Below are 12,636 nucleotides of genomic sequence, written 5' to 3'. Positions count from 1 at the left end.
CAGAAGCCGGGGCTTTTTTGTGGGCCGCTATACCTTGCGGCAACTCTTAAAAGTCTCAGCAGTATTCAATTCAGATGATGCAGCAAATCAGACAAATTATACGCGCAGAGGCGAGGGCGCTGTTCGAACTCAAGAAAACCGAGCGACTCTGGCACATCCCTTTGCTAGCCTCTTTGTGCACCGGCCTGCCGCTGCTGGCAGGCTATGCCATAGGCCGACTCGAGTTCGGCATACTGGGCTGTATTGGCGGACTCGTGATCCTATACCTGCCGACCAATACCACACTGGCTCACCGCATGATCACGCTGATCGCTTGTTCTTTTGGCTTTATGGTATCCTTCGCCACCGGCATCAGCTTTAGTTTTAATCTTTATGCCTCGTCGCTTGCCATCGGCTTGTTTGCACTGGGAGTGCACTGGATAGCGAATTATTTTGCCATGAAGCCGCCCGGCAGCTTTTTCTTTATCATGATCGCGTCCATTGCCAGCGCCTCTCCTTTCGAGCTGGAAAGCATTCCTACCCGGATCGGTTTAATTGGCATTGGCACGATGCTGGCCTGTTTGCTGGCTTTTTTCTACAGCCTGCTCATGCTCCGGAAGCAAAAACCGGTGACTGAGCTGCTGGTCGTGCGGAAGAGCGTTTACTCCAATCTGGTCGAGTCTGTGGTAGTGGGTGTTTTCATGGGGGCTTCGCTGCTTACGGGCCACTTGCTGCAACTGGAAAACCCTTACTGGGTGCCGATCTCCTGCCTGGCCGTGATGCAGGGAGTAAGTTTGCGTCACGTGTGGCAGCGCAGCTTTCAGCGTATAGCAGGCACTTTCCTGGGGATGGGACTTGCCTGGCTGTTGCTGCCCTATACAACCACGCCGCTGGCACTTTGCCTTGGTATCATCGCCCTGCAGTTTGTTATCGAGATGCTCGTGGTGCGGCACTACGGATTGGCCGTGATCTTCATTACGCCCATGACCCTCTTTCTAGCAGAGGCTGGCAGTGCCATGACCGCCGACCCCAATGCGCTCATCTACACCCGCTTCGTGGACATCGTGCTGGGCAGCCTGATCGGGGCAGTGGGTGGGGTGTTCTTATATCACCAGAAGCTACGACACAACGCGGTACGGCAACTTCGGAAAACGCGGGTGGCGATTTTAAGGAAGGAAAGGTAGGGCTAGTGAAAGGGTTGCCGGCAGAAACCTGCTCATTGGTAGGGTATGAAGCATACATCTGTAAAACTTCCGGAAACCTCTACTGTATCGCCTAAGCCATTTTTATGCATTTTTAAGGCTCTGAAACTGAAATCCCCAGATACTTTTTTCTTTGATCTGTTGAAGTTGAATATTCTTATCCGGCCTTCCGAGTCATCTTCCAGCATCATATAGGTATACGCTTCATTTATAATAGCCCCGTGACCTGCCTGCACAGCGCAATTCTCAAAGCTTTTATCAGAAGTACTGCAATTTAGAAACTCGGTTTTCTTTTAGTAGCAAACGGGTGCGTGAGCACTTCGAAGACATCAACGACTTCCTCAAAAACAAGAAAATGGAAAACCTGCGGAAGATTGGACACACCGCTAAGTAAAAACAAAGAGAGCTATACCTGCAGGTACAGCCCTCTTTGTTTGCAATGATTCCCTATTCGTGTATTCGGTAATAGCCAGATTCTTCTCCATCGTCTACCGTGCTAACCTGAACATTAAATAGTTCGTCAAAGGCTTTCAATTTCGATTGGGCATCCATCCCCGGAATGACCAGATGCGTTACTGGGAGCTTCAGTTTATCCATGTGCAACAACTGATACTCTTTCAGGTGGGCCAACACAGTTCTTACATCCTCGCCTGGGGCTTTAGCCTCTTCCGCGTGCCAAATAAAGTCCTGCTGCTCATCAGGGTCAGTGGGGTCATACACCACTGTACTCGCAACGCAACGCGCATCCTCAAAAAGCCACAGGACCTCATGCGCGCCTAAAGCGTCAAAGAACGATTCTAAAAAGATTTGCCTGTTGCTGGTCTGAGATTTTTTCAAATTTATGTAGTGTATTCTAACGTGTTCGTGTATACCGTGTGCTAGGCAGTCAGCCGAAGCATAGGGTGTAAACCGTGTTAGCTGCTGTATTTTTTAATAGTTTCTCTTATCTGCTTTTCTAGATTGGTACTCACACCCAGAAACAGTGGCAGATAACCTAGATCTCTTGTTTCTGGGTCAATCTGCTTCCGAAGGAGTATTTTGTTATCCGCAACAGCTACATGATATTCAAGTCCTACTGATAGCATACTCCAACTCCTGTCCTCAAAAAGAAATTCACTTTTGATTAGGGACCTATTTGGTGCTATTTTTTTAAATTCTTTTACAGAAAGAACTGAATCGGTCACTCTATATTCTTCTGAATTAAATTGGTTGAGAATTCCACGAATGGCATTAGCTGTCATGAAGATTGAAAAGATGAAACCAAGTACAGTTATATAATTTCCTTCCCAGCCATACTTTAGTAAAAATGCTGCGAAGGAGATCAGTAATAATAAAGGGAATACTAGAATTCGAGATTCTTTTTTCATCTATGCTTAATATTGCAGCTAACTACCTGCTAGCAGGAATACTTACTCCTACTAGCTGCACTATGTGTGGAAGTTTTACTGGACGGCAATTTCAGCTTGCAGGCTCTAGGGCCTTATCTGTTAGATTTAACTTCCTAATTCAATATATACAATTTTTTAATTATATCCGAGGCTCTTAAGCAGCTAAGAAGAAATAGAGGCTGGCTGATCCAGTACCGACACTAAACAAAAAAACCGCCATACCTGGATTCACGGCTCAGGTATAGCGGCTCCCTATCAAAGCAACCTCAAGCGGCTGTAGTGTCTTACAAATGCGTCACATATTGCTCCAGGTACTGCTCCATTTCCTTCTGCACTTCCAGGGCAGCTGCTCTGGCTTTATCGGCGAAGTCGCGACCGGAGGAGGCGTAGATGATGGCGCGGGAAGAGTTGACCAAAAGGCCGCATTGCTGGTTCATACCCAGGCGGGAAATCTCTTCGAGACTGCCACCCTGTGCGCCAACACCCGGCACTAGCAGGAAGTGGTTAGGCACAATGGCCCGCACGCGCTCAATGTACTCGCCCTGCGTGGCGCCTACTACATACATCATCTGCCCTACGCTGGCCCAGTTAGCGCTCTCGCGCAGCACCTGCTCAAACAAATACTCCTCGTTGCCATCCGATAACTTCAACATCTGGAAGTCCTTGCTGCCGGGGTTGGAAGTGAGCGCCAGCAGAATCACCCAACGGCCCGGCTGCACCAGGAACGGCTTCACCGAATCAGCACCCATATAAGGGGCCACTGTGATGGAGTCGAAGTTCATGGTCTCGAAAAAGGCGCGGGCATACAGCTCCGACGTGTTGCCGATGTCGCCGCGCTTGGCGTCGGCTATCGTGAAGATCTCCTCCGGTATCACTTCCAGTGTTTTCTCCAGACTCACCCAACCCTTCGGCCCCTGCGCCTCATAAAAAGCGATGTTCGGCTTGTAGGCCACACACAGGTCAGCAGTGGCTTCCACAATTTGGCGGTTAAACTCAAACACCGGGTCCTCGTGGTCGAGCAGGTGCTCAGGCAGGCGTTTGGGGTCGGTGTCGAGGCCAATGCACAGGTATGATTTTTTCTGGAGGATCTGCTCAAACAGCTTTTCTCTGGTCATGATAGGTATAGGAGCTATGGTTCAGGTATAGCAAAGCTAGTTTTTTTAGAGGCAGCTACAAATTTTTTATACCTGCACCTGCCATTAATTAGGGCGCGGGCCCAAATCTGCCAGACCTTGCAACCCTTTCCGCACAATCGGGATCGCCTTAATATCCAGCACCTAAAAACAAACGAACATGATACGACTCCTCTGCCTTCTCGCCCTCATTGTCTTATCCGCCATGAGCTGCTCTAAAGAAGATTCCGAACTTCCTGCACAGGAACGACCTGCGCCCACTGTACGCGTCGAGGCACCCACCACGGCACAGGCAGGCGAGACCGTAACGGTTGATGTCTACTTTCAGGTTAACGGAGGCTGTGGGGAGTTTGGCTCTTTTGATGTAAGCACATCCGGCAAGGAAACGGTCATACGGGTGGTGGCCAAGTATAAAGGGAACATGTGCACCGATGATCTGCCCATCCGCAAGGCCACCTATACCTTTCGCCCGACCGAGGCAGGGACTTATACCTTAAAATTCCGCTCCACACCGCAAGTGGGGTTTATTACTGCAGTCATAGAAGTCGAAGCCTCTTGAGCATCTTAATAGACCAACAACAAAAAAGAGCTGCCCTAACAGAGCAGCTCTTTCTTTTTATCATAAATTTGGTTGGATTATCGTAAGTCTACCACCTGCACGCCTTTGTACTTGGCTTTGTTAAAGCTGAAGGCATCGGAAGCCAGCGTAGGGTTGGCCTGGAAGTTTTTGATGGTATAGGTATAGCGGTTGCCGTTGTTTCGGAACATCTGCCAGCTTTTCAGCGATTTGTCCTTTTGGTTGATGAACAGGCGCACCTTGAAAATCGGGTTGCTGCGGTCTTCAGGTGCCAGTTCGATCACATCGAAGGTATCGGCGCCCTGCTTCTCGGTACCAGCGTACGCGTACTTGTAGCCTTTCTTATACATATCGAAAATCTTGCTCGGCGCCATCGCCTCAGCTTCTGCATCGGTTTCGGTGATGGTCACTTCGTTCACTTCTTTCAGGTACGTCCACATCAGTTTGCCGTCGCTGATGATCTCCTGCCCGCTTACAGCCAACCTGTATTTCGGGCCGCTCACCAGGATGTCGCCCTCCATCGTTTCTTTTACCTTGGAAGAAGGATTCTCCAGTGTCTGTGCAAAAGTCGCTTTAAAAGCTTTCATACTTCTGTACTTCTGGCTCATCTGGTCCAGTATCTTGCCTGCTTTGGGGTCCTGCTGCGCATGCGCCAGGTTAGCAAACAGCATTACGGCCAGCAAAAGGGATAATACTCGTTTCATGTTAGTAATTAAGTGTCTTGGTTTACTTTCCTAGAGCGTATTCAATAACTGTTCCAAACTGTACTCGTCCGGAATTAAAACTTCCCGGGCCTTGCTCCCCTCAAACGGCCCCACTATACCTGCGGACTCCAGCTGGTCGATCAGGCGGCCGGCGCGGTTATAGCCCAGCTTGAGACGGCGCTGCAGGAGCGAGGTACTGCCCTGCTGGTGCTGCACAATGATGCGGGCAGCTTCCTCAAACATCGGGTCTTTGGAGCTCGAGTCGAAATCAGCTTTTTCATTGCCACTCTCATCACCCACAAACTCCGGCAACAGGTAGGCATCGCTATACCCTTGCTGCCCGCCAATAAAGTCGCAAATGCGGTCTACTTCCGGCGTGTCCACGAAGGCGCACTGGATACGGATCATATCGGAGCCGATGGAGAAGAGCATGTCGCCCTGACCGATCAGCTGGTCGGCACCGCCGGCATCCAGAATGGTGCGCGAGTCGATCTTAGAAGTTACTTTAAAGGAGATACGTGCCGGGAAGTTGGCCTTGATGATACCTGTGATCACGTTCACTGAAGGACGCTGCGTAGCCACCACCAGGTGTATACCAATGGCGCGGGCCAGCTGTGCCAGACGGGCAATTGGTGTTTCCACCTCTTTACCGGCCGTCATCATCAGGTCGGCCAACTCGTCAATCACCAGCACAATGTACGGCATAAACTTGTGCCCCTTTTTCGGGTTCAGCTTACGCTCTACAAACTTCTTATTGTACTCTTTCAGGTTACGGCAGCCTGCGTCCTTGAGCAGATCGTAGCGCATATCCATCTCCATACAGAGCGAGTTGAGCGTGTTCACTACCTTCTTGGTATCGGTGATGATGGCCTCGTCGGTATCCGGCAGTTTGGCCAGGAAGTGACGCTCGATCTTGTTGAACAGCGATAATTCCACTTTCTTCGGGTCCACGAGCACGAACTTGAGCTGCGAAGGGTGGCGCTTGTAAAGCAGCGAGGTCAGAATGGCGTTCAGACCAACCGACTTACCCTGGCCGGTGGCACCTGCCATCAGCAAGTGCGGCATTTTAGCCAGGTCGGTAATGAACACTTCGTTGGTAATGGTCTTTCCGAAAGCGATTGGCAGGTCCATCTCGCTCTTCATGAACTTCTCCGTCGACAGGATCGACTTGATCGACACCATCTCCTTCTTCGTGTTCGGCACTTCTATACCGATCGTTCCTTTGCCTGGTATAGGCGCGATGATGCGTATACCCAGGGCCGCTAAGCTCAGGGCAATATCGTCTTCCAGATTCTTGATCTTGGAAATACGTACCCCGGCATCCGGCACAATTTCGTAGAGCGTCACCGTCGGTCCGATGGTCGCTTTGATGCTTGCTATACCTATGTTGTAATGACCAAGCGTGGCTACGATCTTGTCTTTGTTCGCCTCAAGCTCCTCTTTGGTCACCGACACTTTGGTGGCGCCGTAGTCGTTGAGCAGGTCGATGGTTGGGTACTGGTAACGGGCCAGGTCCAGCGTCGGGTCGTAGTTTTCAGTGGCCAGCACGTCGGCGGCTTCCTCTTCCGGTGTTTTTTCGATCTGTAGGTCCAGCTCGTCGTCCTCACCGTCGGCTGTATCGAATTCAGCTTCGGCCAACTCCTCTTCCAGCTCGGTTTCAATATCGAGCTCCAGGGTAGGTGTTGGTATAACTGGTTTTGGTGGCTCCGGCTTAAGCGCACTCAGCTCCATCTCCAGGGCACGGTTAATGGCCTCTTCCTCTTCTTCTGCCAGGTATAAATCTTCTTCTTCCTCCTCAGCATCCAGTGAAGCGGTTGGGTCGGCATTATGGTTGATGTTGCGGGCAGATCCATGCACTACGTCGCGCAGCGATGAAGCACTCCCCCGCTCGATTTCCACATCATCGGCTTCCTCAGCAGGTTTGCTCCAGTTGATGCTCGTAATGTTGAAGAAGAACACCAGGAAGACTAGCAGCAGGAAGCCCAGCAGCAGACCACTGCCCCAGCCGATCAGGCTGCTCAGCCAGGTGGCCGTCTCTATACCTATACCTCCGCCCAAAAAGCCTAGTTCACCTACTGTGTTCGTAGTCAGCACGATATACCCCAGCGTCAGGCTCAGCCACAGCATCGAGAAAGTGCAGAGCCCCCATACATAGGACATAGAGATAGTCTTCCAGCGGAACACAATGCGACTGCCGGCAAAGAATGCGATCGGGATCAGGAAGAAAGCCCCTATACCTAGTAAATCATAGATAAAATAATGTGAAACCCAGGCGCCGAACAGTCCCAGCCAGTTCTCGGCCTCCTGCCCTGATTCCTTCAGGCCCGTACCCTGCACCGACTCCACCACACTTTGGTCGGCCTGCCCTGTGAACAGGTAAGACACGAACGCGATGGTCATGAAGAAGGCGATTAGTAGAAATGAGAAGCCGATGAACAGCTTAAAGCGCCGATCGGTCAAAAAAGCGGGCGCTTTCAGGTTGAACCGGAAAGACGGCAGCTTAAAAAAAGGCTTCTTTGGTTTCTTCTGCTTGGTTTTCTCGCTGGCAGGGGCAGTCCCACGTGGTTCATTACGTCCACGCACCTCATTCCTCGCCCTTCCCGTGCTCACCGCATCGTTTCTGTAAGTGTTCTTTGCCATACCCTTCGACTAATTAAGATTTCAAATTTACATTTTTTCGGCACACGCCGCTCAGCAAATCCGAAGGCTTTTCAGGAAATGTGCTAAAAAGCCTCCCGCGCTCGCTTATAGAAACAAAAGAGGGCCCTAAGGGCAAATTATAATAGGTTTTTGATTGTTTGGAAGGCGGGTAAAGCTTGTCTGAATCAGGATTTTCAGGATTAGGGGATTTTCAGGATTCTCGTGCACGATTGACACACCCCTGCCCCTCTCAAGAGGGGAATCCCGTTGCTACTATCTTGTAGGTATAAGCGTTGTTGCAGAGGTATAGCTTTACCGTATCCAACCACCCCTAACCCCTCCTTGTCCAAGGCGGGGAACCTGGAGTTGCCAATTTAGAGGCATAAGCGCTTTAGGTTCTCCATGTCTGCGCACGGTTTACACCCCTCTGAAAGCTTCTCTCGCAAGCTTCGACTCTCGTCTCACTTGTCCTCAAGGGGAGAGTTTCTGCCTATACCCGTGTCAGGTATAGGGCCCTGTTGTTTCCCGTCACAGACCACTGGCACGCTCACGATGAAGCAAGTAGCAGTGCCAGGTGCACCAAATGATTACCCACTGTCTGAGCGTTCAGCGAGTTTGGGGAATCTTGACTTTTTTGCCTACTTTTTGTGTCAAGACAAAAAGTAGGTCCCGGCCGGACAGGCCAAGCTATAAAACAGATTATCTTAAGGTATAGAAAGGCTGAAACTACGCTAGGTATAGGTAAGGTATACCTAGGCCAGAGGCCCCACAATAGCAGACACGAGCGTGGACGCTCGCGCCATAGGACTATATCCCTTTTAACAACCGCTTATTTATGCTCGCAACTAGAGCCGGACCTTCGTAAATAAAACCAGTGTACAGCTGCACCAGATCGGCGCCGGCATCCAGCTTCTCCTGGGCATCCTCCGCCGTCATAATACCACCCACACCAATAATTTTGATCTGCTGTGGCAGGTGCTGACGTAGATAACGGATGATCTCAGTGGCATGTTTGGTGAGGGGTTTGCCGCTCAGGCCGCCGGCTCCAATTTCTGAAACACGGGTAGAAGGGGTGTGCAGTCCTTCGCGGCTGATGGTCGTGTTGGTGGCAATAATACCACTTAACTTCGCCGCTATGGCAATCTCGATAATATCATTTAACTGAGCTTTGTTCAGATCCGGGGCGATTTTCAAAAGAAGCGGTTTGGCTTTTGGCATCGAGCTGTTCAGGTCCTGCAACGCCATGAGCAATTGTTGCAGCGGCTCTTTTTCCTGCAGGGCACGCAGGTCGGGGGTGTTGGGTGAGCTTACGTTTACCACAAAGTAATCCACCACCTCATACAGCGCCTTGAAGCAATAGAGGTAGTCGTTGAGTGCCTCTTCGTTTGGTGTTACCTTGTTCTTACCGATGTTGCCACCTACAATGATGTTGCTCTTTCGCTCCCGCAACCGCTTCACAGCCGCCTCCACGCCTTCGTTGTTAAAGCCCATGCGGTTGATGATGGCCCGGTCTTCAGGGAGGCGGAAAAGACGGGGTTTCGGGTTGCCCTCCTGCGGTTTAGGGGTAAGCGTCCCGATCTCGATGAAGCCAAAACCTAGTTCCGCGAGTTCGTCCACCAGTTTGGCATCTTTATCGAAACCAGCTGCAAGGCCTACCGGATTAGGGAATTTCAAGCCGAACAACTCCCGCTCCAATAGCTTGTCCTCGACCCGGAACATACTTCGGCTGATGCTTTTTGTGAAAGGCAGACTGAAAGCCGTGCGCAGGGCATCTGTGGTGAGGTAGTGAACTTTCTCGGGGTCTAATTTGAAAAGCAGCGGACGAAGGAGGCTCTTATACACGGCAGCGGGGGTTTGGTTTGCTGCTGACAAAGATAGAAAGAGAACTTCAGGATGTAAGGCTGAGCAGGCTAATTTGTTATGTAGTGCAGCTCTATGAACAGGCTGCTATAGTTTATCAAACAGAGGCACATTGGCAGCACTATACTCTAATACCCAATTATTCCACTGTGTATCGTACAATATACCATTTGGCATATCTTTCTCTTGTCTGGTGTACTTCCTGAAATTATTCTCGGATAAAGACCTGTAAAAGGTATCGCTGAACATGAATAGCCCCTGGAATGGATTTTGGGCCGTGTCGTAATTCCCAAATGTCTCTGTTATCATCTTTATCACGAATCCATCATCGAGCAGCTGTCGCGTCTCAACTTTTTCGAGGTTTCCCAAAGCATCAAAAAAGAAATCTTTTACCGAACGTTTATATGCAAACTTTTCTGATTGGTACTCATTGACCGAGTAGTTGACAATCTGCTTTATTTTACTGTTCCCACTATACACGTACAACAGGGAATCATGCATCTTGCTATCCTCTAACCTTCTGAGGAGGCACTCTAACTGATTGGAATTCTTTAGCTTAAAGACCCACTCTTGCTGCCGAATATCCCGTTCACTGCTACCGCTCCTATTGGAAATCCTGATGGTGTTATTGCCATAAGTTACGTCATCTACTATAGTGTATTGCGGATCGCAGGTATTCTCCTGCATACACTCCATACCATGCACTCTACTGGTCACCTTGCCGTTTTTGTATGCAAGAGTGGTGAATCTGAAACTAGTATAAAAAGACCCAAGATGCTGGTCTACCATAAATCGATTCGCGTAAGCATCGATTAGCACAGGGGGAACTGGTGTGTCTTTCTCTTTACTGCAGCTTATAAATAATAGCGCAAATGAACTAATGAGTATAAGTTGCTTCATAATGGATAGGAGTCGTAACATGCTGATAGAAATTACTCTTCTTGAGAGTAATCAACAAACAACATTTTCGAAAAAACATTCCAATTCAAGCTCAAAGAAAATTAGAAGCTACCTGTAGGATTAATCTTCTCTCAGCCGCTCCCAGTGCCGCTCCAGTTCCTGATTCTTCTTGTAAGGCTGCTTCTCCTCCCCTATTAGTTCATTCAATACCTTCATACGCTCTCCTGTATTGGGGTGCGTGCTCAGAAATGCCAGCATTTCAGATTCACTTCCCATTTGCAGGCGTTCCATTAGCAGGATGACGCCCTGCGGGTTCAACTCGTTCCGGCGCAGCAGTTCCATTCCTTCCCGGTCGGCTTCCAGCTCCAGGCTTCGGCTATACTCCAGGTTGCGCAACGCCGAGGCATTGTCTACCAGCACGGCGGCCACCCCGCTCACATCACCGAATAGCACCGATGCCAGCATGTAGTAGGATAGGCTCCGCGTCATGGCACGTAGCGAATGGCGGTTCTGGATATGCGCCAGTTCGTGCCCCATCAAAGCGGCCAGTTCCTCGTGCTGTTCCATATTGTCGAGGATGCCTTCGTACACCACCACATATCCACCCGGTATGGCAAAGGCATTTACTTCATCGCTCTTCACCACTGCAGCCGTGATTGGGTAATCCAGGTCAGTCTCGAGTTCGCTCAGGTATGCATTTAGCGCAGCTGTTTTTTCTTCGTCTACCTGGTAGCCCTGCAGCATTTTTGTGTAGAGTTGCTTACCCAACGTGCGCTCGTAGCTTTGCGGGAAATGCATCGCCACCCGGTCGGCAAGGGCTGGCACGCCCCAGATGAGAAAGGACACCAGCAGGCCCAAAAGGCTCAAGGCTATGAAGGCTATACCTGACAAGCCCAAACTGAGCACATTGTTGTAGCCGGATTTAAGGAAGGCTGCCCCGCGATACTGTTGCTGCAGCGCTTCCTTAAATCTTTTGTCTACTACTGAAATACTTTGTTGCGGGAATTTTCCATAACGAAGCAGCGTGGTCGCATCATTGAACTCCGACCGGTGTATACCTGCCAATTCCCAGTGCACGGAACCCGTTACCTCGTCGGCGCAGTAGTCGATGCGCAGTCCGTCTGCCAGCAATGCGATCTGCGCCGGCATCCCTTTGGAGCTCTGCCCGTTATAGTATTTCCCTTCAAACGTCATGTTAGATCACACCAATATCCATCATATCCGTCATGCTTTCATAAGTCGCCGAATCGTAGGCTTCTTCGGTTTGCACCAGTGCGTCGGCATCGAAGTGGCCGCTCATCACAGTATTGTTCATAATAAGCGACATGGTGCGGGTAGTGGTAAGTGGTATACCCAGGCCTAACGTGAACACAACGATCAGGATGTTGCCGACTGTCAGTTTCAGCACTTCCCAGCCGCTAACCTGGCACTGTAGACGGCTGTAGGTACCGTCTGCCTGCAGCACCACAATGTTGTTCACATAAAAATGAAGTAGATTTTTAGTGTACCAGAAAAGGTAAATACCCAGAGTGAAGATTGAAAATAAGTAGCCTTTCACGTGAATCAGGAACAGGTCACCTCCATCGCCTACGTAGCGCAGGCTCACATTGCCAAAGCGCACGTTGTCGATCATCTGCTTGCGCAGCTTCACCACAAACCACGACCCGTAGATGCCAAATGTAAGGATGGTGAGGAAGAAGCCGATCAGGTAGGTCGAATACATGTCGGAGAGTTCGCCCCGGTAGCCCAGGTGGATGCCGCGCCAGCTCGTGCGGGAAGTGCGGTAGCGCATCATGCCGTGCAGCGCCATAGGCACTAACGCCACAAAGCCCAGAATAAACACACCGTACGTGATCAGCAGTGTAGTGACGTCCTCAGAAAGCACACCATACATCAGAATGGCGTAAAGTGCAATGAAGACTCCCAAACCTTTGATGAAGCCGATAAACATCTCTTTGCCGGTGCCATGGAAAACGAATGGCGTACCCGCCAACTCAGTCTTGCGATACAGGTACTGCAGCGATTTGGCCTTGGCCCAGGGATAGTAGAGCCCTAGTGTCAGGACTGTGAGCAGGAGGTTTACAATTTCGATGACAAAGTATTCGGAGCCCCTGCCGGTGAAAGAGAAATGGGTAATCTGTTTTTCTTTTTCGAGTAAAGTTGTTGTCATAAAAAGCTTGGAAATAAGTTGAAAAATGGTTGAAAACAATAACACAGGCCATGTATGAAACACAGCCTGTGTTATTACAGCTT

Annotated in this window: 11 protein-coding genes; 2 read left to right on the top strand and 9 right to left on the bottom strand. The window is 50.1% G+C overall.

The window, feature by feature from the left end:
* Positions 1-74: 74 nt before the first annotated feature.
* Positions 75-1,163: an FUSC family protein gene (locus Q4E40_RS06810; RefSeq protein ID WP_303410939.1), complete on the top strand. Its 1,089-nt coding sequence runs from the start codon at positions 75-77 to the stop codon at positions 1,161-1,163.
* Positions 1,164-1,628: 465 nt separating this feature from the next.
* On the opposite strand, the gene Q4E40_RS06805 is transcribed toward Q4E40_RS06810, so the two are convergent.
* The 3 genes from Q4E40_RS06805 to pyrF all read right to left on the bottom strand — a co-directional run bounded on the left by Q4E40_RS06805 (position 1,629) and on the right by pyrF (position 3,684).
* Positions 1,629-2,018, bottom strand: a complete 390-nt coding sequence (locus Q4E40_RS06805; protein WP_303410937.1) for a hypothetical protein — start codon at positions 2,016-2,018, stop codon at positions 1,629-1,631.
* Positions 2,019-2,095: 77 nt separating this feature from the next.
* Positions 2,096-2,548 (bottom strand): hypothetical protein, encoded by a 453-nt coding sequence (locus Q4E40_RS06800; protein WP_303410936.1) that lies wholly within the window; start codon positions 2,546-2,548, stop codon positions 2,096-2,098.
* A 305-nt stretch (positions 2,549-2,853) separates the two neighbouring features.
* Positions 2,854-3,684, bottom strand: a complete 831-nt coding sequence (gene pyrF / locus Q4E40_RS06795; protein ID WP_303410934.1) for an orotidine-5'-phosphate decarboxylase — start codon at positions 3,682-3,684, stop codon at positions 2,854-2,856.
* A gap of 178 nt (positions 3,685-3,862) precedes the next feature.
* On the opposite strand from pyrF, the gene Q4E40_RS06790 reads away from it, so the two are divergent.
* Positions 3,863-4,261: a hypothetical protein gene (locus Q4E40_RS06790; protein ID WP_303410932.1), complete on the top strand. Its 399-nt coding sequence runs from the start codon at positions 3,863-3,865 to the stop codon at positions 4,259-4,261.
* Positions 4,262-4,338: 77 nt separating this feature from the next.
* On the opposite strand, the gene lolA1 is transcribed toward Q4E40_RS06790, so the two are convergent.
* The 6 genes from lolA1 to Q4E40_RS06760 all read right to left on the bottom strand — a co-directional run bounded on the left by lolA1 (position 4,339) and on the right by Q4E40_RS06760 (position 12,553).
* Positions 4,339-4,983, bottom strand: a complete 645-nt coding sequence (gene lolA1 / locus Q4E40_RS06785) for an outer membrane lipoprotein periplasmic chaperone LolA1 (protein ID WP_303410930.1) — start codon at positions 4,981-4,983, stop codon at positions 4,339-4,341.
* A gap of 30 nt (positions 4,984-5,013) precedes the next feature.
* Positions 5,014-7,623: an FtsK/SpoIIIE family DNA translocase gene (locus tag Q4E40_RS06780; protein WP_303410928.1), complete on the bottom strand. Its 2,610-nt coding sequence runs from the start codon at positions 7,621-7,623 to the stop codon at positions 5,014-5,016.
* Between the two features lie 807 nt (positions 7,624-8,430).
* The gene (locus Q4E40_RS06775) at positions 8,431-9,465 is read right to left on the bottom strand and encodes a quinone-dependent dihydroorotate dehydrogenase (protein ID WP_303410926.1); all 1,035 of its coding nucleotides are present in this window, start codon (positions 9,463-9,465) and stop codon (positions 8,431-8,433) included.
* Positions 9,466-9,570: 105 nt separating this feature from the next.
* Positions 9,571-10,383, bottom strand: a complete 813-nt coding sequence (locus Q4E40_RS06770; RefSeq protein WP_303410924.1) for a hypothetical protein — start codon at positions 10,381-10,383, stop codon at positions 9,571-9,573.
* A 120-nt stretch (positions 10,384-10,503) separates the two neighbouring features.
* On the bottom strand, positions 10,504-11,577 hold the full coding sequence (locus Q4E40_RS06765) for a M48 family metallopeptidase (RefSeq protein WP_303410923.1): 1,074 nt from the start codon (positions 11,575-11,577) through the stop codon (positions 10,504-10,506).
* 1 nt (position 11,578) lies between these two features.
* Positions 11,579-12,553, bottom strand: coding sequence for a YjgN family protein (locus tag Q4E40_RS06760; protein ID WP_303410920.1), 975 nt, complete (start codon positions 12,551-12,553; stop codon positions 11,579-11,581).
* Positions 12,554-12,636 lie beyond the last annotated feature (83 nt).

The sequence above is a fragment of the Pontibacter coccineus genome, from assembly GCF_030546575.1.
Lineage (GTDB): Bacteria > Bacteroidota > Bacteroidia > Cytophagales > Hymenobacteraceae > Pontibacter > Pontibacter coccineus.
Note: the sequence above shows the minus strand (reverse complement) of the source record. Positions and strands in the feature narration are given on the sequence as shown.

Coding starts and splice junctions, on each gene's coding strand:
- Q4E40_RS06810 (WP_303410939.1), top strand. CDS start 75: ATGATGCAGCAAATCAGACAAATTATACGCGCAGAGGCGAGGGCGCTG.
- Q4E40_RS06800 (WP_303410936.1), bottom strand. CDS start 2,548: ATGAAAAAAGAATCTCGAATTCTAGTATTCCCTTTATTATTACTGATC.
- pyrF (WP_303410934.1), bottom strand. CDS start 3,684: ATGACCAGAGAAAAGCTGTTTGAGCAGATCCTCCAGAAAAAATCATAC.
- Q4E40_RS06790 (WP_303410932.1), top strand. CDS start 3,863: ATGATACGACTCCTCTGCCTTCTCGCCCTCATTGTCTTATCCGCCATG.
- lolA1 (WP_303410930.1), bottom strand. CDS start 4,983: ATGAAACGAGTATTATCCCTTTTGCTGGCCGTAATGCTGTTTGCTAAC.
- Q4E40_RS06780 (WP_303410928.1), bottom strand. CDS start 7,623: ATGGCAAAGAACACTTACAGAAACGATGCGGTGAGCACGGGAAGGGCG.
- Q4E40_RS06770 (WP_303410924.1), bottom strand. CDS start 10,383: ATGAAGCAACTTATACTCATTAGTTCATTTGCGCTATTATTTATAAGC.
- Q4E40_RS06765 (WP_303410923.1), bottom strand. CDS start 11,577: ATGACGTTTGAAGGGAAATACTATAACGGGCAGAGCTCCAAAGGGATG.
- Q4E40_RS06760 (WP_303410920.1), bottom strand. CDS start 12,553: ATGACAACAACTTTACTCGAAAAAGAAAAACAGATTACCCATTTCTCT.